General features: G+C 54.0%; 21 protein-coding genes. 10 read left to right on the forward strand and 11 right to left on the reverse strand.

From position 1 onward, the window contains the following. Positions 1 to 110 precede the first annotated feature (110 nt). From LXM55_RS12495 to LXM55_RS12535, 9 genes are all read right to left on the reverse strand, one after another. Positions 111 to 572, reverse strand: a complete 462-nt coding sequence (locus tag LXM55_RS12495) for a DUF411 domain-containing protein (protein WP_233320647.1) — start codon at positions 570 to 572, stop codon at positions 111 to 113. Between the two features lie 115 nt (positions 573 to 687). Beyond that, on the reverse strand, positions 688 to 1,710 hold the full coding sequence (locus LXM55_RS12500) for a copper resistance protein B (protein WP_325169897.1): 1,023 nt from the start codon (positions 1,708 to 1,710) through the stop codon (positions 688 to 690). 12 nt (positions 1,711 to 1,722) lie between these two features. Beyond that, entirely contained in the window at positions 1,723 to 3,651 is a 1,929-nt protein-coding gene (locus tag LXM55_RS12505; protein ID WP_233320648.1) for a copper resistance system multicopper oxidase, read from the reverse strand. 216 nt (positions 3,652 to 3,867) lie between these two features. After that, positions 3,868 to 4,074 carry a co-regulatory protein PtrA N-terminal domain-containing protein gene (locus tag LXM55_RS12510; RefSeq protein ID WP_233320649.1) on the reverse strand — a complete coding sequence of 69 codons (207 nt, stop codon included), beginning with the start codon at positions 4,072 to 4,074 and terminating at the stop codon, positions 3,868 to 3,870. A gap of 466 nt (positions 4,075 to 4,540) precedes the next feature. Further along, the gene (locus tag LXM55_RS12515; protein ID WP_233320650.1) at positions 4,541 to 4,741 is read right to left on the reverse strand and encodes a heavy-metal-associated domain-containing protein; all 201 of its coding nucleotides are present in this window, start codon (positions 4,739 to 4,741) and stop codon (positions 4,541 to 4,543) included. Positions 4,742 to 4,849: 108 nt separating this feature from the next. Then, positions 4,850 to 7,204, reverse strand: a complete 2,355-nt coding sequence (locus LXM55_RS12520; protein WP_233320651.1) for a heavy metal translocating P-type ATPase — start codon at positions 7,202 to 7,204, stop codon at positions 4,850 to 4,852. A gap of 2 nt (positions 7,205 to 7,206) precedes the next feature. Next, entirely contained in the window at positions 7,207 to 7,446 is a 240-nt protein-coding gene (locus LXM55_RS12525; protein WP_233320652.1) for a DUF2933 domain-containing protein, read from the reverse strand. A gap of 94 nt (positions 7,447 to 7,540) precedes the next feature. After that, complete coding sequence (locus tag LXM55_RS12530; protein WP_233320653.1) at positions 7,541 to 8,077, reverse strand: cupredoxin domain-containing protein; 537 nt, start codon at positions 8,075 to 8,077, stop codon at positions 7,541 to 7,543. Between the two features lie 166 nt (positions 8,078 to 8,243). Beyond that, positions 8,244 to 8,597: a co-regulatory protein PtrA N-terminal domain-containing protein gene (locus tag LXM55_RS12535; RefSeq protein WP_233320654.1), complete on the reverse strand. Its 354-nt coding sequence runs from the start codon at positions 8,595 to 8,597 to the stop codon at positions 8,244 to 8,246. Positions 8,598 to 8,800: 203 nt separating this feature from the next. Here LXM55_RS12535 and LXM55_RS12540 point away from each other — a divergent pair, with 203 nt between their 5' ends. The 4 genes from LXM55_RS12540 to copD all read left to right on the forward strand — a co-directional run bounded on the left by LXM55_RS12540 (position 8,801) and on the right by copD (position 12,506). Next, the gene (locus tag LXM55_RS12540; RefSeq protein WP_233320655.1) at positions 8,801 to 9,490 is read left to right on the forward strand and encodes a heavy metal response regulator transcription factor; all 690 of its coding nucleotides are present in this window, start codon (positions 8,801 to 8,803) and stop codon (positions 9,488 to 9,490) included. After that, entirely contained in the window at positions 9,487 to 10,875 is a 1,389-nt protein-coding gene (locus LXM55_RS12545) for a heavy metal sensor histidine kinase (protein ID WP_233320656.1), read from the forward strand. Before LXM55_RS12540 ends, LXM55_RS12545 begins: the two co-directional genes overlap by 4 nt. A gap of 305 nt (positions 10,876 to 11,180) precedes the next feature. Next, entirely contained in the window at positions 11,181 to 11,564 is a 384-nt protein-coding gene (gene copC, locus LXM55_RS12550; RefSeq protein WP_233320657.1) for a copper homeostasis periplasmic binding protein CopC, read from the forward strand. Positions 11,565 to 11,567: 3 nt separating this feature from the next. Beyond that, entirely contained in the window at positions 11,568 to 12,506 is a 939-nt protein-coding gene (copD, locus tag LXM55_RS12555; RefSeq protein ID WP_233320658.1) for a copper homeostasis membrane protein CopD, read from the forward strand. A 207-nt stretch (positions 12,507 to 12,713) separates the two neighbouring features. On the opposite strand, the gene LXM55_RS12560 is transcribed toward copD, so the two are convergent. Further along, on the reverse strand, positions 12,714 to 13,553 hold the full coding sequence (locus LXM55_RS12560) for a F510_1955 family glycosylhydrolase (RefSeq protein WP_233320659.1): 840 nt from the start codon (positions 13,551 to 13,553) through the stop codon (positions 12,714 to 12,716). A 104-nt stretch (positions 13,554 to 13,657) separates the two neighbouring features. Beyond that, the gene (locus tag LXM55_RS12565; protein WP_233320660.1) at positions 13,658 to 14,311 is read right to left on the reverse strand and encodes a peroxiredoxin; all 654 of its coding nucleotides are present in this window, start codon (positions 14,309 to 14,311) and stop codon (positions 13,658 to 13,660) included. A gap of 431 nt (positions 14,312 to 14,742) precedes the next feature. Between LXM55_RS12565 and LXM55_RS12570 the strand changes: the two genes are divergently transcribed. From LXM55_RS12570 to LXM55_RS12595, 6 genes are all read left to right on the forward strand, one after another. Then, a complete protein-coding gene (locus LXM55_RS12570) occupies positions 14,743 to 14,985 on the forward strand; it encodes a DUF2933 domain-containing protein (RefSeq protein ID WP_233320661.1) in 243 nt (80 codons plus the stop codon). 156 nt (positions 14,986 to 15,141) lie between these two features. Next, positions 15,142 to 15,483 carry a hypothetical protein gene (locus tag LXM55_RS12575; protein ID WP_233320662.1) on the forward strand — a complete coding sequence of 114 codons (342 nt, stop codon included), beginning with the start codon at positions 15,142 to 15,144 and terminating at the stop codon, positions 15,481 to 15,483. Between the two features lie 98 nt (positions 15,484 to 15,581). Continuing rightward, positions 15,582 to 16,838: a TolC family protein gene (locus LXM55_RS12580; RefSeq protein WP_233320663.1), complete on the forward strand. Its 1,257-nt coding sequence runs from the start codon at positions 15,582 to 15,584 to the stop codon at positions 16,836 to 16,838. After that, on the forward strand, positions 16,835 to 18,319 hold the full coding sequence (locus tag LXM55_RS12585) for an efflux RND transporter periplasmic adaptor subunit (RefSeq protein ID WP_233320664.1): 1,485 nt from the start codon (positions 16,835 to 16,837) through the stop codon (positions 18,317 to 18,319). Before LXM55_RS12580 ends, LXM55_RS12585 begins: the two co-directional genes overlap by 4 nt. After that, the gene (locus LXM55_RS12590) at positions 18,316 to 21,474 is read left to right on the forward strand and encodes an efflux RND transporter permease subunit (RefSeq protein WP_233320665.1); all 3,159 of its coding nucleotides are present in this window, start codon (positions 18,316 to 18,318) and stop codon (positions 21,472 to 21,474) included. Before LXM55_RS12585 ends, LXM55_RS12590 begins: the two co-directional genes overlap by 4 nt. Further along, positions 21,471 to 21,836: a copper-binding protein gene (locus LXM55_RS12595; protein WP_233320666.1), complete on the forward strand. Its 366-nt coding sequence runs from the start codon at positions 21,471 to 21,473 to the stop codon at positions 21,834 to 21,836. Before LXM55_RS12590 ends, LXM55_RS12595 begins: the two co-directional genes overlap by 4 nt. Positions 21,837 to 21,858 lie beyond the last annotated feature (22 nt).

The raw sequence follows: 21,858 nt of genomic DNA on the forward strand, positions 1-21,858 counted from the left end.
AAAGCAAAACAAGCTTTCGCTTCCAACATCAATTCAATGCTCAGCCAGCGAATCAGTGCAAGCGTCCTACGTCGTTTCAAAGGACCGTACGAGGACGCAAATCACACAATTTAGTTGGCTGGGTATTCCGTGATCACCTGATCGCTTCCAGTTTTGGTCAGGCCAATAATCTGATATGCGTCTCGCTTTCCGCCAACTTCCATCCCAGGAGAACCCGCAGGCATGCCTGGTGCTGCGATCCCCATCAGATCAGCGCGATGGCTCATCGCGACAATCTGCTCGGCTGGTACGTGCCCCTCGACAAACTTCCCATTGGTGACTGCGGTGTGGCATGACGAGAGTCGTGGGGTGACTCCAAATTTCTGCTTGACCGCGCTCATGTCAGTCTCGACATGGTCTACAACGGTGAAACCGTTATCCTCAAGATGTTGAACCCATTTTTTACAGCAACCGCAGTTCGCATCACGATGAACATCAATCTTCATGGGATCTGCAGCATAGGCGGTGGAGCCAATGAACAAGGCTGCGAATGTTGCGATGCGTAATGCGCGCAGTCGGAGGTCATTTTGCATAGGTAGTGCCCTTTGCGTCAGTGAGGAAGACTTCGTAGTCGTGCAGACGGCTCAAACGAAGTTTCGCCCCCTGAATGAAAGTATTGGTTGGATAGGGAAGAGTTCTCCCCCTGGTTCAAAACCACATCCTGATGCCGGCTACAAATTTAGCCTCGTTGGTTTTCTCGCCTTCGTCGCTGGCCAGATCGGCAGTTTTTCCATAGGAGCGGCTCCAGGAAACGCCGATATAGGGAGCAAATTCACGGATAATTTCATAGCGCAACCGTAGGCCTACTTCGGTGTTAGCCAAACCGGAACCGATACTGCGCTGAGGATCGTTCTTCCCGTAAAGGTTCGCTTCGACTGTTGGTTGTAAGATCAGGCGATTGGTCAGCAGAATGTCATAGTCACCTTCAAACCGAGCAGCGGTTTGACCATTCTCGCCGATGAAGGCCGTTGCTTCGGCTTCAAAGTTGTAGAGGGCCATGCCCTGAATGCCGAAAGCCCCCCAGGTCTGTGGCGAACCGGGTTTGAAGTCTTGACGTACGCCGGTGACGACATCCCACCATGGAGTGATTGCATGTCCCCAGAGTGCTTGGAGTTCAGCGCTTTCCGTTACGCCATTTGTACGTTCACCTTCGGAGCGCAGCCACAGGCGATCAATGTCACCACCGATCCATCCCTTGGCATCCCAGGCCAAAGCACTACCATTGTCGGCGTCCTGATATTCGAACTTATCAAGCAAGATGAAAGAGTTGAGGCTCTTATCATGAACCCCATGCCCGGCGACCGGGGGGAAGGCTGCGGCGCGATCGGCATCGGTAAGCACTGGAATAGGGGGGCGACTGGTAGTGGTTGCACCCCCGTCCATACTCTCCATCCCATCCATTTGCCCGTCGCCCATATTCATCATGCTGTGATCCATGGCGCCCATTGAGCCGTGATCCATCTTGGAGTGATCCATTGGATGGTCTTTCGATTTGACGGGCTTGGCCTGTGGCGTTGTCGACGGCTTTGAATCCTCGCTCGATGGCATGGCCATCGAAGGATCCATCTGTCCAGTCATGTCCGCTGCCAGTACCAAGGGTGAAACGCCACCCAACAGCCCAACAGCAAAGACGCAACTCACCAGCGATTTACGATTTCGGTATGTGCTCATAGATCGTCTCCTTTACTCATCGACCCGCACTTCACGGAACATGCCCATTTCCATATGGAAAAGCAGGTGGCAGTGGTAGGCCCAACGACCCAAGGCATCGGCCGTGACACGATAGCTGCGTTTGGTGCCTGGCGGCATATCGATCGTATGTTTGCGTACCATGAACTTACCGCTCTCATCCTCAAGGTCGCTCCACATACCGTGGAGGTGGATGGGGTGGGTCATCATGGTGTCGTTCACCAGGGTGATGCGCAGGCGCTCACCGTACTTGAGGCGAAGTGGCTCTGCGTCAGAGAACTTGATGCCGTTGAATGACCACGAGAATTTCTCCATGTGGCCGGTCAGATGCAACTCGATGGTGCGATTGGGCTCGCGACCATCAGGATCTTGGAATGTACTCCTCAGGTCAGAGTAGGTAAGTACACGACGACCATTGTTCCGTAAACCAATGCCAGGGTCGTTTAGCTTCGGCGTTGGGGTCATGGCTTGCATATCAACCAAGGGATTGTTGGTTTCGGAGGCTGGGTGAGTCTGCATCTCTGCACCCATGCCGCCCATGCCAGACATGTCGCCATGGTCCATTCCAGCCATCTTGCTGTGATCCATGCCACCCATGTTGGACATGTCGCCTTTGTCCATGCCCGTCATCTTGCTGTGGTCCATTCCGGCCATGTTGGACATATCGCCACTGTCCATTCCTGTCATACCAGTCATATTCCCTTGGGCCATACCGACCATCTTGCTGTGATCCATGCCGGCCATGCCAGACATATCGCCACTTCCCATGCCTGCCATGCTGCCATGGTCCATGCCGGCCATACCGCCCATTCCCATGTCATCCATGGTGATGATAGGGCGTGGGTCGATCTGCGGTATTGGCGCGGTCAATCCTTCACGTACCGCCAGGGTTCCACGTGCATAACCGGTTCGATCCATGGACTGGGCGAAGATGGTGTAAGCCTCTTCGCTGGCAGGTTCTACGATTACGTCATAGGTTTCTGCCACGGCGATGCGAAACTCGTCGACGCTGACCGATTTGACGTGTTGGCCATCGGCGGCTACCACGGTCATTTTCAAACCAGGAATACGAACATCGAAATAGCTCATAGCTGAGCCGTTGATGAAGCGCAATCGCAGCTTCTCGCCCGGTTTGAAGATGCCGGTCCAGTTGCCGTTAGGGGCCTGACCATTCATGAGATAGGTGTAGGTATCCCCGCTGACATCGCCGAGGTCGGTAGGGCTCATGTTCATTTCAGCCCACATTTTCCGATCTGCTACTGTCGCGGACCAACCGTTACTGCTGACATCATTGATGAAGTCACTAACGGTACGTTTGTGGTGGTTGTAGTAGCCCGACTGTTTCTTGAGCTTGGCCATGACACGACGAGGATCTTCATCAGTCCAATCAGTCAGCATCACCACGTAATCACGGTCGTACTTGAAGGGCTCTGGCTCTTTGGAGTCGATCACTATCGGTCCATAAACACCCGCCTGTTCCTGTAGGCCTGAGTGGCTGTGGTACCAGTACGTACCGTTTTGATGAACCTTGAATTTGTATTCGTACATGCCATTGGGAGCAATACCGTGAAAGCTCAGTCCCGGTACACCATCCATATTGGCTGGGAGGATTATCCCGTGCCAATGAATCGAGGTGTCTTGGTCGAGGCGGTTTTTTACACGCAGTGTAACGGTCTCTCCCTCGCGCCAGCGAAGTAACGGCCCCGGCAATGTACCGTTAATGGTCATCGCGGTACGCGCTGAACCAGTGATGTTTACAGGGGTTTCACCAATAAACAGATCAAATTCGTTGCCAGTCAGTACGCTTGGAAGACCAGGACTGGTCACTGCCCAAACTGGGGTGCGCCACAAACCCAGGCTGCTAAGAATGCCGCCTGCGGCTAAGCCTTTCACGAATGTCCGTCTAGAGGTTTTGGAGTTCATGCCATTTTTGTCCAATCAGTCAAAAGGGAAGATGTGCGAAACAACCCATGAATTGCTCATACAAGTTGAAGGCATTTTCGTGGGCGTTGGTGTTCGCCCCAGATGAGCTCCGCCGGCCGCAACCAACGACGAATTGGTACGGCGAGCGAGCTCAGAAGTTGCCACAATTGATCCGCCACAGTGATTACATTTCTGTCAGCTTGGGACGCATGCTTATCAACATTTGTCGTGCTCGACGGCTTTGTCTTTGCTGTCTACTACGGGTGTTTGGGGGCTTTGCTTTTGAGCAACTTGGTACGATTCCATTGAGTCCTTCCTGGCCGCTTCCATGCGCGCGAATGTCCGATCGCCACCTCCTTCGGCCATAGCCAGAGAGGAGAGGGTCAGAGCAGCAATGACAAAAACAGTTTTGATGGAGTTCATTTTGGGGATCCTCAGATGAGTTTGGGTCACCCCACTGAATCCAATTCGGACCTTGATTCTTGGGGGGTGAAGTAACATTAAGACTCTTCCCCTGTCAGAAACCTTAGGCGAAGATTACGTTTCTGTCAGGTGTGTTTTTTGTGACGTGCCCTAGAGTTTTCTCGCCATCTGTTGCCGTAGTGAGTTTGGCCAAACTATGACGTCTTAGAGCGGGATTGAAAATTCAACGAGCAATCTAGATGATTGAGTTGATTAAAAGCAGTTCGGTATACTGTTGGTGAGGCTATCTACGTAGACATACCATGCTATTAGAAGGTAGTTTTATGAAAAGCAATGACGAAAAGCTATTAATACTGACGCTTGCTATTTGTACACTTTTATTTCTTGGGGTTCTAGTGTTCAACCTCCTCGATCAATAAGTAATAAGCGAATATTTCTCGGAATTTGCTAGCATAAATCAGTACCCTCAGGCTCTGAACTCAGCAGGGAAACCAAGTGCGTCAACTGCTTCCCTAACTCGCTCTGGTCGTTCGCTATTCTCTACTTTAACTTTACTAACAGTACTGTCTACCGAAACGATCTCGTCGCTACCCATCGACTGAACCGATTTGGTGATCTTACTTACACCGCTGTCACAATCAATACCTGATACATTTAAAACGTACATAGTTACTTTTTGTACTTGGCGGTTTCTCTAGCCACAGATACGGCCTTAACGTTGACGCTATGGGACGGTCAAGAGGAGTTATGTGCCGACCTACACAATCAAACGGGGTTATTCAATTCTGACGTTTCTCAGTCTCAATGCGTTAAAAACAACCGACGCTGAACTCACACTCATAGCAATCGCGGCGATCATGGGTGATAGGAGATGGCCTGTCAGTGGGTAAAGTAGTCCAGCCGCGAGCGGAACGCCCAGCGCATTGTAAAGGAAGGCAAAACCCAAGTTTTGCCGCATGTTTTTTACCGTTGCAACCGAAAGGGCGCGCGCTCGAAGGATCCCCATCAGATCACCTTTAACCAGGGTGAGTTGAGCGCTGTTCATCGCAACGTCTGTCCCCGTCCCCATTGCGATTCCCACATCTGCTCGGGCCAGGGCCGGAGCATCATTGATACCGTCACCAGCCATTGCAACCTTACGACCATACTGCTGAAGATCCTCGACCAGGCGTTCCTTATCTTGAGGTTTCACCTCACCATGAACCTCCTCGATGCCCATCTCTTTAGCCACCGCACGAGCAGTGGTGAGGCCGTCTCCAGTGGCCATAATGACTTTCACATCATCTGCCTTAAGTTTGATGACAGCTTCTTTTGAGGTCGACTTGATTGGGTCTGCCACTGCTAGCAACCCGGCCAATTTCCCGTCGACAGCTAGGTAGATAATGCTGATACCTTCAAGTCTTAGTTGCTCTGAGCGAAACTGGAGAGGTTTGGTACTTACGCCGGCGGCCTCCATCAATACGGTATTTCCGAGTTGGATCTTTTTTCCATTAATCAGGCCGCTGACCCCAATACCAGAGCTTGACTCGAAGGACTCAGGCTTGGTCAGCACAAGCTTTTCAGCATGCGCATGAGCCACGATTGCATGAGCGAGCGGATGTTCGCTGCCTTGATCAAGGCTGGCAGCTAGTTGAAGGACATCGTTTGGACCGAAGTCCGGAGTGGCTTCCACGCTGTGAAACACTGGGCGCCCTTCCGTCAACGTGCCGGTTTTATCGACGACTAGCGTATTTATCTTGCAAAGGTTCTCTATGGCACTTGCATCTCGGAATAGCACCCCTACGCTGGCAGCTTTCGCCGTAGAGACCATTATCGACATCGGGGTCGCTAACCCCAGAGCACAGGGGCAGGCAATGATCAGAACAGCGACAGCATTGATCAGACCAAAGACCCAACTGGGCTCTGGCCCCAAGAGCCCCCAGCCCAAGAGCGTCAGTAGCGCTATCGCGATGACCCCCGTTACGAAGTAGCCTGCAATCACATCAGCCATGCGTTGCATTGGTGCCTTTGAGCGCTGAGCTCTGGCGACCATCTGTACGATTTGCGACAGCGTAGTTTCGGTGCCTACCTTCTGGGCCACCATTACCAGGCTGCCATGAGTATTTAGGGTCGCTCCGATCAAGCTGTCTCCTGTTCTTTTCATGACAGGTACTGGTTCGCCAGTCAGCATTGACTCGTCGACGGCGCTTTCCCCCTCCAGCACAGTGCCATCAACAGGCACTTTTTCACCGGGTCTAACTCGCAGGTGATCTCCTTGGTGCAGATGGGTAAGAGGAATGTCTTCCTCTTGGCCATCAATCTTGATTCTGCGAGCAGTCTTTGGAGAAAGGCTCAGGAGGGATTTTATGGCGGCCGAGGTTTGCGATCGAGCTTTGAGCTCAAGTATTTGCCCGAGCAGGGTGAGCGAGATGATCACGGCAGCGGCTTCGAAGTAGACGCCGATACGACCCCCTTGCAGGAAGGTGGTTGGGAAGCTTTGAGGGAGAAGAGTGGCCACAACACTGTAAAGATAGGCCGCAGCGGTACCCAAGCCTATCAGTGTCCACATGTTTGGGGTGCGATGCTGAACAGACGCTACCCCCCTGACAAAAAAGGGCCAGCCTGCCCACAGGGTTACTGGCGTTGCGAGGACAAGTTCCACCCAGTTTTGAATCGATCCCTGAAAGAGGTGCCAGGAATGTCCTGTCATAGCGAGAACGGTCACAATCACCGTTAACGGTAGTGTCCACCAGAAGCGCCGGGCGAAGTCCTTAAGTTCAGGGTTGTCTTCTTCATCAAGGGTGGGCATGACCGGTTCTAGCGCCATGCCACACTTTGGGCAGATGCCGGGCCCAGGCTCACGTATTTCTGGGTGCATAGGGCAAGTGAATTCTCTTCCAGACTGCGTGGTCAGTGACGGATCAGGATGGCTGGCATGGGGCGACCTCGTTTTGTGCTGCGCATAACGTTCAGGATCTATCCGGAACTTCTCTTGGCATTTGAAGCTGCAAAATTGATATGCCTTCCCCTCATAAGTTTCGTCAAACGGACTCGGCGGGGTTACTGCCATTCCGCACACCGGATCCCGCGGACCACCATCGAGAGGTTTTTTGGAATGGAGGTGATCGTGGATATGATGGCTTGGGGGCATGGCTATTTCTCCTTCTCATCCCTGTCGATTTTTGTCTTACTTCCATGCTGACCATGTCCAAAGAAATGCATCAAAGGACAGATCAAAAGAATCAGATAAGGCAAATATGGAGAGGCGTGGGCAAAGTGTTCCCGCACCACATAAAAGATGCCGATCACAAAGAGCATGATCAGCACCACGCCTGCTTTGCTCCTCCAGAACCTTGAAGGAGGACTTTCATTTGAGTGCTGATGATTATTCATGACGTTGATTCCAACATTTAAGCAAGCAGTGAGGACTCTGGGGGGCAGAATAGTCAATGCTCGCTTAGGTACAGTGATATCAAGCAGCGAATGTTTACTTCATTTCAAACTGACCAACCATTCCAGACTGGTAGTGGCCGGGTACGTTGCAGGCAAACTCTAGCCCTGTGCTTTTGGTAAAAGTCCAAATCAGTTCCTTGGTTGTGCCTGGTTCGATCAGAACACTGTTGGGGTCGTTATGCTCCATCCCAACCTTCTTCATACCTCCCATGCTGTGCTCCATATCATTCATCGCCCGCCCTACGCCAGTAGGGCTCAGCGTTCCGTTCTGAAACATAGCCGTCATCTCAGCTTGGTGTGCGGCGTGGGCAGCTGCTTTGCCGATATTGAACTCATGGAGGAGAGAGCCATCATTGCGTAGGACGAACCGAATCGTTTCGCCTGGTTTGACATCAATGGCTTTGGCGTCAAAAAAAATATCGCCCATTTTTACTTCAATCGTGCGAGTAACGTCGGTCACCATTCCTGGTTGACCAATGTCATCTTTCCCATGGCCTATACTAGCCATAGCCGTAATGCCGAAAAGAAGGGTTACTGCAGCTAGGACTGGGGTAATGAACTTAGCTTTCATGGTGACCTCAAGAGCGAGAGAGAAACACTGGCGATGCTAAAGTCTCGAAGCTGCCAGCTACCTGACCTGAACACTACAATTCTGTCAGTTGTTTACGTAAAACTCGGCGGTTGGTAACTCAGTGTTCAACGGGACTTCTCAAATAAATACATTGAATACCTCGGGTTTATTGATGGTTTTCTGAAAGCATCAATTTGTGTTCTCGCTGCATTTGATTCAAAACGTCATCGACAATTTTGTCGTGCTTTTCCATCCAGGCCAGATGCTGTTGAGGTGACATGGAGGCGTCGGGATGATCCTGATGGAGTTGAGTCATGATCTCACCCAGCATTTTCATGTGCTCGGCCATGTGTACGTGACGCTGCCCTTCCGGGGCTTTTTCGGCTTGCTGTAGGGTGGCTTCAGCTCTATTGCGCATACTCTCCATGCGTTCCATCACTCGATCACCACCACTTTCAGCCAGCGCAGAGGCAGAGACGAGGATTGAGCTCACAAAGAAAAACGTTTTTAGGGAATTCATGAGGGCCACTCCTGGTGGACATTTCGTCTGACTCTTCTAGGTTTTGTGAAGAGCTGATTCCAGCACTCGACGGTGCTACACGCTGAACCCTAGACAGGGCTGGCTGACATCCACCTGAAGCCAATATTACTTTTCTGTCAGTTGCTGGTTGGCTGAAGTTTTTCGTTGCAGACTTCACGCCATAACTATTTGAGAGCCATGCCATGAGACTTCTGGTTGCCGAAGACGAACCAAAAATAGGTATCTATTTGCAGCAGGGCCTTACCGAGGCTGGGTTCAACGTTGACCGTTTCACCAATGGCAAGGTAGCTCTTCAGCATGCGCTGAGTGAGGCATATGACCTGTTGATTCTCGACGTCATGATGCCAGGTATGGATGGTTGGGAAGTGCTGCAGAAGGTACGCGCATCAGGGAAGGATGTGCCTGTGCTGTTTTTGACAGCACGAGATCGGGTCGAGGACCGAGTGAAGGGGCTTGAACTCGGAGCAGATGACTACTTGATTAAGCCCTTCGCCTTTTCCGAATTACTGGCCCGTGTCCGGACCCTACTGCGCCGAGGTAACAGCGCTCCTTCACAGACGCACATGAAGTTGGCTGATCTTGAGGTCGATCTGCTCAAGCGTAGGGCTATTCGCGGTGGGAAGCGTATAGACCTTACCGCCAAGGAGTTTGCACTGCTTGAGTTGCTATTGCGTCGTCGCGGAGAGGTGCTTCCCAAGTCGCTTATTGCCTCTCAGGTTTGGGACATGAATTTTGACAGTGACACCAACGTGATTGAGGTCGCGGTGAGGAGACTCCGAGCCAAAATTGATGATGACTTTGAGGTCAAGCTGATCCATACCTCTCGAGGTATGGGCTACATGCTCGACGCACCAGACTCGGAGTCGGAATGACGCGGATGTCTCTGACTACTCGTATGAGCCTGATGTTCATGCTTGCGGTAACGGCTGTACTTACCGTCGCCGGACTCAGTTTTAATAACCTCAGCCGGCATCATTTCAAGATGCTTGATCAGCAGGCGCTGAACGAGAAGCTCCACTCGACCCAAAGAATTCTGACTGGAATGAACAGCATCGATCAATTCAGCGAGTTCAAGCCTGAGCTTGAGGCTTTACTCGGGGCTCATCGGGATTTAACGGCCCTGATAATCGATAGTGATGGCAAGTTACTTTTTGCTGACCCAGGACCGATGAATGTTCCGGAAAAGTTCCGCACGACTCCAAACAACAACGTCTGGGAATGGCGTGACCAGGAGCAGATGTACCGGGGGGTGACGGCACAAGCCATCGTTGCGGGGCAGGATAAGCCACTGACGGTCATCTTGGTTTATGACGTTACCCAGCACATGTCCTTCTTCGAAACGCTTGAACGATGGTTCTGGATAGGGTTGGTGATCAGCGCACTTGTGAGTGCCGCGCTTGGCTGGATGGTTGCCAGCAGCGGTCTGCGCCCTATCCGACAGGTGACGGAGGTTGCGGCCTCAATGTCAGCCAAATCGCTTAAAGAGCGCATTCCCTTAGCGCCTGTACCCAAAGAACTTCAAAATATGGTGCTTTCGTTTAACGCGATGTTAGCCAGGTTGGATGATGCCTTTGTTCGGTTGTCAAACTTTTCTGCGGATATTGCTCATGAGCTGCGAACCCCAGTGAGCAACTTGATGACTCATACGGAAGTCGTGCTCTCTAGAAAAAGAAATATCGAGGATTATGAAGACAATCTTTATTCCAATCTCGATGACTTGAAGCGCATGGGGCGGATGATCGACGACATGCTCTTCCTAGCAAAATCTGACAATGGCCTGATCACGCACGAGAATAAATCGATAGAACTCTTGGAGATCGTGGAGAAACTCATTGAGTACTACCGCTTGTTGGCCGATGAGCGAGGTATCAGTCTCACAGTTTCTGGACGAGGCAGTGTTCGAGGCGATGTTCTCATGCTACACAGAGCCATCTCGAATCTGCTTTCAAATGCACTGCGGTATACCCCTGAAGGGCAGTGCATCAATATTGATCTTCAGCAGAAAGGGATGTCGACGTTGATCGTCGTAGAAAACCCTGGAGCAACGATTGCGCCCGAACACCTAGAAAAACTGTTTGATCGTTTTTACCGTGTAGATCCTGCACGTCGAGAAGGAAGTCCGAGTAATGCTGGGCTAGGCTTATCGATCACTAGATCAATTGTCGAGGCGCATGAGGGCAAAATATGGTGCACTTCATCCGATGGAAAAACTGCTTTCCATATAGAGTTGCCTAGTATTGGGATGAGAGCGGTTTAGGAACGTCACACCCTGATCGGACGCGTTCGCTTCAGGCGCTGAGCCAAGCGTCTTTGCGCATCCAAATTGCTGGCCAAAAGCCTGATCCAAGCTGACTGAAATGTAATCGAACAGTTCGCGTCCCTGTGGCATCGTGTGCTTGCACTGTGGCGTTGGAATCCTAGTGAAGGCCTCGTATTTAGTCCGGCCAAGGACACAGAGTTTACTAACGGTTCATCAGTGGTTTTAACAAGAATCGAAAAGTAAAAACTAGATATCTTCTAAACAAACCTCGAACCAACAGCTCTTGCTGTGAGGAGTCTTGCATGTCATTCCTTAAAACTACCACCGTAGCTGTTGCGCTGACCGCCGGTTTGCTTCTGAGTGCTGTTGCTCAAGCACATCCAAAGCTTTTGTCATCCACTCCCGCAGAAGGCTCGAATGCAGCTGCACCGGCGAAAATTGAGCTGCACTTCTCTGAAAACCTGACGACTCAGTTCTCGGGTGCAAAATTGATCATGACCGATATGCCCGGCATGCCAAACTCTCCAATGGGTGTAAAGGCCAGTGTCTCTGGAGGTGCTGATCCAAAAACGATGGTAATTACTCCTGCTGCGCCACTGACGACTGGCACTTACAAAGTTGAATGGCGTGCCGTCTCCTCGGACACCCATCCAATTACCAGTAACTTCTCTTTTAAAGTGAAATGATTCATGAGCGACTCAATTAATATTGTAGTTCGTTTTGCTCTTTATTTCGACCTGATGTTGTTGTTCGGATTGGCGATCTTCGGTCTGTACAGCCTCAGGGGAAAAGAAAGGCTATCGGGCACGGTCTTGAACTTTGAGTCGCTCCTTTACGCTACTTCCGCCTTAGGTGTAGCTCTATCCCTTGTTGCCATGTGTCTTCTTGCGAAAGCAATGAGCGGTGTATCGGGGTTCATGGAGCTGCATCACCATATTTTTGAAATGGTCATCATGGGGACTGACGTCGGCTTGACCTGGATGATCCGAATAGCTGCTCTGGTGATGGCCATTATAGGTGTCGCACTGAATAAACGCATGCCGACAGTCAGCCTCTGGGTCGTCACCGTCTCTGCCGCCATCGCGCTAGCAACACTGGCGTGGACAGGGCACGGGGCTATGGATGAGGGGAGCCGTCGCTATTGGCACTTCATCAGCGATATCTTCCACCTTCTAGCCGCAGGTGGTTGGTTGGGGGCTCTAGCAGCATTCGCATTACTGCTGCGTTTGAAATCACTGAAAGGCGAACAAGACGCTCGGATTCTTGCTCGAGTACTAACGGGTTTTGAAACAGCCGGTGCGGTGATTGTGGTGATCATAAGCATTACTGGTGTAGTGAACTACCTTTTCATCGTCGGTCCGAACCTTGATGAGGTCATGCTCAGCACTTATGGCCAACTGCTATTTTTGAAAGTTCTTCTATTCTCTGGAATGATCGTGTTAGCCATTCTTAACCGTTTTCATCTGAGCCCGCTATTGGAGCGCTCAGTAAAAAATGGCGAATACTCTGTCGCGATTAATGCTTTACGTCGCAGCATGACATTCGAGTTTTCAATGGCAGTAATCATCATTTGTCTTGTTGCATGGCTAGGTACTTTAAGTCCAGAAATGGAAATGAGTGCGACATAGACGTTGGTGTAACGATTGACGAAAACCTAGAAGGTGAACTGTAAGAGCCACTTTTCACCGGCTGCACCACCTCTAAAACGTGATCCGCAGTGTTGTCACGAATTTTACTAATGATCGGAACCACGGCCCAACCGGCAGGCCATCTGGTAAAGGCGTTCTGGCATGGAAAGCCACTTAATACGCCTAATCGCTGATCACCACCCCTTGTTACAAGGCTTGCCCCGCTTGAGCGATCGCCGTCCAAGTCTTTCCTTCGTCTTGCGACAAATATACGTCTCGCTTGATAGTCGCCAGTGCCCATTCCTGGGGGATTTTTGGGCTCTGTGCCAGGTAAGCAACGGCGTCCTGATTGAGTGATGGCAATCCAAGAGCGTTGATCTCATGGGTTTTCAAGTCGAGGGTCGAGAGCTGCGGTAGCTTGTCATAGCTACCGAACCACAGGCTCTTTCCATCGATACTGAAGCAGATACTCAGTACCTGTACATTCTGGAGAATGGGCTGAAAATGCTCACCAGCATCGTTTGATAAAAACAGTCCATTGCTAGTCGCCACTGCGACTGTTTTGCTATCCGAGGGGTGTACCGCCAATGCATTCGGCTCTGAATCCATCCCTTGCGCCAAAGCATGCTGCCATGTAGTTCCATCGTTCAGGCTGTAGTACAAACCGGCAGAGGTCATTTTCGAGTTCGGGCGTGTGTTGTAAACGTAGAGGGCTCCGCTGTCGAATCCACTTGCCAACAGATGGAAGTCAGACTCACCTTGAAGTCCAAGCTGCTGCCAGGTACTTCCACCGTCACTGCTTTTGATCAGGCCGAGAGGGTTGACTAGACCGCTACCGCTAGCAGGATGGCCGCTGCTATAGATTGCCTGACGACCGGCAGCAAAGCCCATGTAGTCATGCTCAGGCCCAACTGCCTTGCTCCAATGACCGTCACGGTACAGGGCCAATCCGTCATGGCTGGGAATGGATAGTTGTTGCCCATCCTGACTGAAGGCCAGTCCATGAATATGTTTCAAGGTGACCGTCGTCGCGGCGCCGGCGGTCAAGTGGGCGAGTCCAATCAACACGCCAGTCGATATCGTCCGGCATAGCATCGTTCTCATATACATAATCCACTCTCCAATGGTGACTGGGCTTTAGTGGATTGCTGTTACTTTGGTTGTGCTACGGTACGCAGGTAAGGCTTCAACGTCTTGAAGCCCTGCGGGTATTTCTTCTTCGCGTCTTCGTCGGATACAGAAGTCGGAATGATGACGTCATCTCCCGGACGCCAGTTCACCGGCGTAGCGACGGCGTACTTGGCGTTCAGTTGCAGGGAATCTAGCAGGCGCAACACTTCATCAAAGTTGCGTCCAGCACTCATCGGATAGATCAGCATCGCCTTGACCTTCTTATCCGGGCTGATGATGAACACCGAACGCACGGTGGCGTTGTCCATGGCGGTACGTGAGCCGCCACTGGCATTCGGGTGAATCATGTCGTAGAGCTTAGCCACTACCAAGTTTTCGTCGCCGATCATGGGGTAGTTGACTGCATGGCCCTGGGTCTCCTGGATGTCACCGACCCAAGCTTTGTGGTCGCTGACCGGATCTACGCTGAGTCCGACGATCTTGGTGCTGCGTTTGTCGAACTCCGGTTTGAGCTTGGCCATATAACCGAGTTCAGTAGTGCACACAGGAGTGAAGTCCTTTGGATGCGAGAACAGGATCGCCCACTTTTCGCCAATCCACTCGTGGAAGTGGATCAGGCCTTCGGTGCTTTCAGCGGTGAAATTCGGGGCTTCGTCGCCAATACGGATTGCCATGCTAGATCTCCTTACAGTGACTGAAAGGGACGCTGCCGGCACTCTGCTTGATATTCCGACGGCGCTCGAATATTTGTGTTGAACCAGCCAACGCAAACAGTATAGGAGAGGCACCCACATCAGGCGGAAATCAAACGTGCTGTTGCTTGACCTTGCCGCAATGGCAAGGTCCAACCTTATGCCTAAGAAACTCTTCAAGAGCTGGGTGATAACCAACCGAAAGCTGACTTCGCGGGACCGCAGTCGTCCTGATAATGAGGTTCGGGCCATTTCGCTGAGTAACATCGATGCGCTGAATGGGCGTATTACCACGCTCCAGATCATGCGCGAAACCCTGTCATATCTGGCCGGGCATTGTGATGGCGTCGAGCAACCACTTGGGCTGGTTCTGGATGACCTACCTCCCACAACCAGGCCCACAGGAGAGCATCATGACGCGTAATAATCCCAACATGGTCCGTCTGGGCGTTGGCGTAGTCATTATCCTGGCGGTGGCCTATGCCTTGTTTCCGGCTTTTCAAACCTGGATCGTGGTCGCCGCTCCATTCTTGCTGTTACTGCTGTGTCCGTTAATGATGATTTTCTGTATGCGCGGCATGCACAAAGATGCGCCGACTACCGATGACACACAGAAGGTCAAACCGACCAAGCATGATCCGGACGATAGGCCGTAAGCGGTAACCACTTCCCACGCTCAGTGAGTTGGGTTTGGTTGTTCAGCGAGTCCTTGTACCCGAGGGGAGAGTATTGACCCTCAAGCTCCAGCCACTGGGCTCTTGCTGACACATTTGTAATTGTCCGGTTCGTTACCAACGACTAGACTCCCCCGCATGAAACGCTACCTGCGGTGCTGCCTCATTTTCCTGATTAGCCTGGCGCTTCCCCTCAGCGGGATGGCGGGCATTCAGGCACCGACAGAACCCTGCCCAATGAAAATGGCGGGCATGGCGATGATGGACGACATGGGCATGGACTGTTGTAACGATATGAAAAGTCCATCCGAGCACGGCAAACCCTGCAAGCCAGGCCAGGAATGCAAGACTGGCGGCATTCTGCAAGTCTCAGTCATTAAGCCTCCTGTTACCTTCTCCAGCCCCGTAGCGCCTTCCTTCTCCAGCGACTTCCTGCCTGACCAAACCCTGTCCGGGGTATGGCGACCGCCCTGCGCCTGATTCCTGTACCACACTGAGTCTCATCCTGCCTTGGCGGGATGGCATTTCTGCGTGCATGTCTAAGAGGCGCGCAGTGGAACATCACAGGAATCGTGAGCATGAACTCCATACGCTATTGCACAGGCTGGCTTGTCGTGGCCGCCTTGGCGGCAAGCGTGCTGGCATTGCCTAGCCTAGCCGCCCCCCTGACACTCGATGAAGCGTTGCGGCTGGCTGACAACAATGCCCCGTCACTGACGGCCCAAGCGGCCAAACTGCAAGCTGCCAGCAGTGCTGCCATCCCCGCCGGCGAACTGCCCGACCCCAAATTGTTGCTGGGGGTACAGAACTACCCCATTGGCGGCCCGGATCGCTGGAGCATCGACCAGGACTTCATGACCATGCAGATGGTGGGGGTCATGCAGGAAGTGCCCAACCGCGAAAAGCGCCGAGCGCGTATCGAGGTTGCCGAAGCGGCTGTTGATCGCGCCGCGGCTGAAGGTCGAGTCGAACGTTTGAATGTCCGACAGGCCACGGCATTGGCCTGGATCAGCAGCTATTCAGTCGAACGTAAAGAGACCCTGTTTCAGGATTTCTACAAAGAAAATCGTCTGCTGACCGATACCGCCCGCGCCCAAATCGCCGGCGGCCGCGCCCAGCCTGCCGATGCGGTAACACCGAAGCAGGAGGCAGCCCAGTTGGCGGAACAGCAGGACGACCTGATCCGCTTGCGGGCACAGGCCCGAGCTGCCCTCAAGCGCTGGATTGGCCCCGCGGCCAACGACCAGCCAGCGGGTGTCTTACCGCAATGGCCCATCGATACGTCAGGTTATGCCCATAAGCTGCAACACCATCCCGCACTGGCGGCTTTCGCGCCGATGACTCGCGAAGCTGAAGCCAAGGTGCGTGAAGCCGAGGCAGAGAAACAGTCTGACTGGAGCTGGGAACTCGATTACCAACGCCGCGGGCGGGAGTTCGGCGACATGGTCAGCGTGCAGTTCACCTTTGACCTGCCACTGTTCCCCGGCTCGCGACAAAATCCCAAGGTCGCAGCTAGACACGCCGAGCTGAATCAACTGGAAGCCGAGCGTGAAGCCCTGATACGCGAACACACCGAGCAACTGGAAGCGGATCTGGCCGATTATGAGCGCCTGAACCGTGCCGTGAGCCGCAGCCAGGACAGCCTAGTCCCCCTGGCCAAGGAAAAGGTCGAGTTGAGCATGGCCAGCTACCGCGCCGGCAAGGGCGATCTGAACTCAGTGGTTGCCGCACGCCGCGAACTCATCGAAGCCCGCCTCAAACAAATTGACGTCGAAGAGCAGCGAGCGCTGACCAACGCGCGCTTGTATTTCAGCTATGGGGAAACCAGCCAATGAGTACTCGGGTCTGGAAAGTGGCTGTTTTGACTGGCTTTTCGGTCGCATTAGGGGTTACAGGCGGTTACTGGTTCGCTCAGCAACGCATGAACACAATGCCTAGTGCACTCGCCGAGCAGAGTCCCAAGACGCAAGACGAACGCAAGGCCCTGTATTGGTACGATCCGATGTACCCGCAGCAGAAGTTCGACAAACCGGGCAAGTCGCCCTTCATGGACATGCAGTTGGTACCGCAATACGCCGACGCGGCAACGAACAGTGCGGCCATCAGCATCGACCCCGGTCTGACCCAGAATCTCGGCCTGCGTCTGGCCACTGTCACCCGTGGAGTCCTCGCCTCCAGCCTGGACGTGGTCGGCGTGCTGGCATTCAACGAGCGGGACGTCGCCGTGATCCAGGCACGTACCGGCGGTTTCGTCGAGCGGGTATATGCCCGTGCTCCGAGCGATGTGCTCAAGGCCAATGAGCCATTGGCGGATATCCTGGTACCGGAATGGGCAGCCGCTCAGGAGGAGTTCCTCGCGCTTAAACGCAATGGTGATGCTGGCTTGCTGGCGGCGGCCCGCCAACGCTTGCGCCTTAGTGGGATGCCGCAAGCATTGATCTCCCAAGTGGAGCGCAGTGGTAACGTCCAGTCGACCCTGACGCTCACCACATCCATAGACGGTGTGCTTCAGGAGCTGAATGTACGGGTGGGCATGAGCGTGGCCGCCGGCGAGACCTTGGCACGTGTCAATGGGTTGAACAGCGTCTGGCTAGCGGTGGCCGTTCCCGAATCGGAGACAGGATCAATCGTCGTTGGCCAGACAGTGGAAGCACGCTTGCCAGCCTTTCCCGGTGTCGTGCTTAACGGCACCGTCAGTGCCATTCTCCCGGAAACCAATCCCGACAGCCGCACACTACGTGTGCGTGTTGAGTTACCTAATCCAGACGGTCGCCTACGGCCGGGCATGACGGCACAAGTCAGTCTCACTCGCGCGGCGGAGCAGAGTGTGTTGTGGGTACCCAGTGAGGCCGTCATTCGCACAGGGCGTCGGGCTTTGGTGATGCTTGCTGAAGATGCCGGCCGTTATCGTCCGGTTGAAGTGCAACTCGGGCAGGAAAACGACGGCAAGACGGCGGTATTGCAAGGTCTGCAAGAAGGCCAGCAGGTGGTCAGCTCAGGCCAGTTCCTGCTCGACTCTGAGGCCAGCCTCAAAGGTATTGTCGCCAGTACGCTGGAAATTCCAGCATCTTCCACTGCAGCCCAGGCCCTTCATGAATCGGAGGGACAAGTCCTGCAGATCAATAGCAAAGACGTGACGATCGCCCACGGCCCCTTCAAGACACTGGGTATGCCTGGCATGACCATGACCTTTCCGTTAGCCGACCCTGCACTCATGCAGGGGCTCAAGTCGGGCGACAAGGTTCGTGTGTCCGTCAGTCAGACCGATGACGGTTTGCGGGTTGAGCGCCTGGAAAAACTAGGGGAGCAACCATGATCGCTGCCCTTATCCGCTGGTCAGTCGCTAACCGTTTCCTGGTGTTGCTGGCCACGTTGTTCGTCACGGCCTGGGGTGTTTGGTCGGTGCAGAATACCCCGATCGATGCGCTGCCCGATCTATCCGATGTTCAGGTGATCATTCGCACCCCGTACCCGGGTCAGGCGCCGCAAATTGTCGAGAATCAGGTGACCTACCCCTTGGCCACCACCATGCTCTCAGTACCGGGGGCGAAAACCGTGCGCGGCTATTCCTTTTTCGGCGACAGCTTCGTGTACGTGCTGTTCGAAAACGGTACCGATATGTATTGGGCCCGCTCGCGGGTGCTGGAGTACCTGAGTCAGATCCAAAGTCGCCTGCCCGCCGGCGCCAAACCGGCTTTGGGGCCGGATGCCACTGGAGTGGGGTGGATCTATCAGTACGCCCTGGTGGACCGCACCGGAGGGCATGATCTGGCGCAACTAAGGGCGCTGCAGGACTGGTTTCTCAAGTTCGAGCTCAAAACCCTACCCAATGTGGCGGAAGTAGCCACCGTGGGCGGCATGGTCAAGCAGTACCAGGTGCAGCTCGATCCGCTCAAACTGGCCAGTCAGGGCATCACCCAGGCGCAGGTGAGCGAGGCGATTGGCAAGGCCAACCAGGAAACCGGCGGTGCGGTGCTGGAGATGGCCGAAACCGAGTTCATGGTTCGCGCCTCGGGCTACCTGAAGACTCTCAATGACTTTCGCGCGATACCACTGAGGCTGGGGGCCGGTGGGGTGCCGGTGACACTGGGCGATGTGGCGACGATCCAGTTAGGCCCAGAGATGCGTCGTGGCATCAGTGAGCTCGATGGTGAGGGTGAAACGGTCGGCGGTGTGGTGATTCTGCGCAGTGGCAAGAATGCTCGTGAAACCATCGCAGCGGTCAAAGCCAAGCTCGACGAGTTGAGAAAAAGCCTGCCCACCGGGGTGGAGATCGTCACGACCTACGATCGCAGCAAGCTGATTGATCGCGCAGTGGAAAACCTCAGCCACAAGTTGCTCGAAGAGTTCATCGTCGTCGCCTTGGTCTGTGGGATCTTCCTCTGGCACCTGCGCTCATCTCTGGTGGCCATTATCTCGCTGCCGGTCGGGGTATTGATGGCCTTCATCGTCATGCGTTACCAGGGCATCAACGCCAATATCATGTCCCTGGGTGGGATTGCCATTGCCATCGGCGCCATGGTCGATGCCGCGGTGGTGATGATCGAAAACGCTCACAAGAAAGTTGAAGCCTGGCACAAGGCTCACCCAGGGGAAGAACTGAAGGGCGAACATCATTGGCACGTGATGACCGAAGCAGCGGCCGAAGTCGGGCCGGCGTTGTTCTTCTGCTTGCTGATCATCACTCTGTCATTCATTCCAGTGTTTACCCTGGAGGCTCAGGAAGGTCGTCTGTTTGGGCCGCTGGCTTTCACTAAAACCTACGCCATGGCGGCAGCGGCCGGACTATCAGTGACCCTGGTGCCGGTGCTGATGGGCTACTGGATTCGCGGACGGATTCCCAGTGAGGAAGAGAATCCGTTGAATCGTTGGCTGATCAAGATCTATCAACCGGCTTTGGATGCGGTATTGCGTCGACCAACAGTCACCATGCTGGCCGCGCTTCTGGTGTTTCTCAGTGCGATCTGGCCAATGTCCCGGTTGGGTGGCGAGTTCCTTCCACCGCTGGATGAAGGTGATCTGCTCTACATGCCTTCGGCGTTACCTGGGTTGTCGGCGCAAAAGGCAGCACAGCTGTTGCAGCAGACCGACCGACTGATCAAGACGGTGCCAGAGGTCGAGCACGTCTTCGGTAAAGCCGGTCGTGCCGAAACCGCCACTGACCCGGCGCCACTGGAGATGTTCGAGACCACCATTCAATTCAAACCACGTGAGCAATGGCGTGCCGGTCTGACACAGGAGAAGCTGGTGGAGGAGCTGGATCGGGTCGTCCGTGTCCCAGGGCTGACCAATATCTGGATCCCGCCAATCCGCAATCGCATCGACATGCTGGCGACCGGGATCAAGAGCCCCATCGGGGTGAAAATTGCCGGTGCGAATCTGACAGAGATCGATGCGGCGACTCAGGCGGTCGAGCGCGTGGCCAAAGAGGTGCCCGGGGTCAGTTCAGCCCTGGCCGAGCGCCTGACTGGCGGTCGCTACATCGACGTCGATATCGACCGTAAGACAGCTGCTCGCTATGGGTTGAATATTGCCGACGTGCAATCGATCGTGGCCGGCGCCATCGGAGGTGAGAACATCGGTGAGACCATTGAAGGGCTCGCCCGTTTCCCGATCAACGTGCGCTATCCACGCGAGTGGCGTGATTCACTCGGCGCCCTGGAGCGACTGCCAATCTACACTCCGCTAGGGAGCCAGATCACTCTAGGCACGGTAGCGAAGGTCAAGGTCAATGACGGTCCGCCAATGCTCAAGAGCGAGAACGCCCGGCCTTCCGGCTGGGTGTATATCGATGTGCGGGGACGGGATATTGCTTCGGTGGTCGCTGACCTGCGCCAGGCTGTCGGTGAGCAGGTCAAGCTGCAGCCGGGCATGAGCCTGAGCTATTCGGGACAATTCGAATTTCTTGAGCGGGCCAATGCCAGGCTCAAGCTGGTGGTACCGGCCACGCTGCTGATCATCTTCGTACTGCTCTACCTGACCTTCGCCCGCTTCGATGAGGCCTTGCTGATCATGGCAACGCTGCCATTCGCTCTCTCCGGCGGTGTCTGGTTCCTGTACTTGCTGGGGTTCAATCTGTCGGTGGCCACCGGCGTTGGGTTTATCGCCCTGGCCGGCGTATCGGCCGAGTTCGGGGTGATCATGCTGCTCTACCTGAAGAACGCCTGGGCCGAACGTGAGGACATTGGTGACAGCACCGAGCGTGGGCTAGTCGCTGCGATACGCGAAGGTGCAGTGCAGCGCGTTCGTCCCAAGGCCATGACCGTGGCCGTGATCATCGCTGGGCTGTTACCCATCCTGCTGGGTAGCGGTACAGGTAGCGAGGTCATGAGTCGCATCGCTGCACCCATGGTCGGTGGCATGGTCACCGCGCCCTTGTTATCCCTGTTCGTTATTCCGGCAGCCTATCGCCTGATGCGCCGCCGGCATCTCCCCGCAATATCTACCACTCCTCAAGGAGAAGTCGCATGAAACTGACTCTCATCGCTGTCGCAGGCACTGTTGCCGCTCTGTCTCTCTCTGCTCAGGCAGAGGACATGCCGGGCATGAAGATGGACGCTACGTCCATGAAAGGTATGCAAATTCAGCAGGAGACCCAGCAGGCTCCTGTGGCCAAAGCCGAGGGCACGATCAAGGCGATCGACACCACTAAACATACGGTGACTGTCGCCCATGGTGCAGTGCCGGCCGTGCAGTGGCCTGCCATGACTATGGCATTCAATGCAACGGCCAAACAACTAGAGGGCCTGAAGGCTGGAGATAAAGTGGCATTTGAGTTTCGTGCCGACGGAATGGCGGCCACCATCGTCTCCATCAAATCGTTGAAGCAATGATGGAGTGGGTGGTTGGTTTGAC

It is taken from the genome of Pseudomonas sp. Au-Pse12, assembly GCF_021341665.1.
Lineage (GTDB): Bacteria > Pseudomonadota > Gammaproteobacteria > Pseudomonadales > Pseudomonadaceae > Aquipseudomonas.

Excerpts from the sequence above, each read along its gene's own strand:
- copC (WP_233320657.1), top strand. The coding sequence starts at position 11,181 with ATGTCATTCCTTAAAACTACCACCGTAGCTGTTGCGCTGACCGCCGGT.
- LXM55_RS12515 (WP_233320650.1), bottom strand. The coding sequence starts at position 4,741 with ATGTACGTTTTAAATGTATCAGGTATTGATTGTGACAGCGGTGTAAGT.
- LXM55_RS12535 (WP_233320654.1), bottom strand. The coding sequence starts at position 8,597 with ATGAATTCCCTAAAAACGTTTTTCTTTGTGAGCTCAATCCTCGTCTCT.
- LXM55_RS12575 (WP_233320662.1), top strand. The coding sequence starts at position 15,142 with ATGAAACGCTACCTGCGGTGCTGCCTCATTTTCCTGATTAGCCTGGCG.
- LXM55_RS12565 (WP_233320660.1), bottom strand. The coding sequence starts at position 14,311 with ATGGCAATCCGTATTGGCGACGAAGCCCCGAATTTCACCGCTGAAAGC.
- LXM55_RS12570 (WP_233320661.1), top strand. The coding sequence starts at position 14,743 with ATGACGCGTAATAATCCCAACATGGTCCGTCTGGGCGTTGGCGTAGTC.
- LXM55_RS12530 (WP_233320653.1), bottom strand. The coding sequence starts at position 8,077 with ATGAAAGCTAAGTTCATTACCCCAGTCCTAGCTGCAGTAACCCTTCTT.
- copD (WP_233320658.1), top strand. The coding sequence starts at position 11,568 with ATGAGCGACTCAATTAATATTGTAGTTCGTTTTGCTCTTTATTTCGAC.
- LXM55_RS12500 (WP_325169897.1), bottom strand. The coding sequence starts at position 1,710 with ATGAGCACATACCGAAATCGTAAATCGCTGGTGAGTTGCGTCTTTGCT.
- LXM55_RS12540 (WP_233320655.1), top strand. The coding sequence starts at position 8,801 with ATGAGACTTCTGGTTGCCGAAGACGAACCAAAAATAGGTATCTATTTG.
- LXM55_RS12505 (WP_233320648.1), bottom strand. The coding sequence starts at position 3,651 with ATGAACTCCAAAACCTCTAGACGGACATTCGTGAAAGGCTTAGCCGCA.
- LXM55_RS12495 (WP_233320647.1), bottom strand. The coding sequence starts at position 572 with ATGCAAAATGACCTCCGACTGCGCGCATTACGCATCGCAACATTCGCA.
- LXM55_RS12510 (WP_233320649.1), bottom strand. The coding sequence starts at position 4,074 with ATGAACTCCATCAAAACTGTTTTTGTCATTGCTGCTCTGACCCTCTCC.
- LXM55_RS12590 (WP_233320665.1), top strand. The coding sequence starts at position 18,316 with ATGATCGCTGCCCTTATCCGCTGGTCAGTCGCTAACCGTTTCCTGGTG.
- LXM55_RS12585 (WP_233320664.1), top strand. The coding sequence starts at position 16,835 with ATGAGTACTCGGGTCTGGAAAGTGGCTGTTTTGACTGGCTTTTCGGTC.
- LXM55_RS12520 (WP_233320651.1), bottom strand. The coding sequence starts at position 7,204 with ATGCCCCCAAGCCATCATATCCACGATCACCTCCATTCCAAAAAACCT.
- LXM55_RS12595 (WP_233320666.1), top strand. The coding sequence starts at position 21,471 with ATGAAACTGACTCTCATCGCTGTCGCAGGCACTGTTGCCGCTCTGTCT.
- LXM55_RS12525 (WP_233320652.1), bottom strand. The coding sequence starts at position 7,446 with ATGAATAATCATCAGCACTCAAATGAAAGTCCTCCTTCAAGGTTCTGG.
- LXM55_RS12580 (WP_233320663.1), top strand. The coding sequence starts at position 15,582 with ATGAACTCCATACGCTATTGCACAGGCTGGCTTGTCGTGGCCGCCTTG.
- LXM55_RS12545 (WP_233320656.1), top strand. The coding sequence starts at position 9,487 with ATGACGCGGATGTCTCTGACTACTCGTATGAGCCTGATGTTCATGCTT.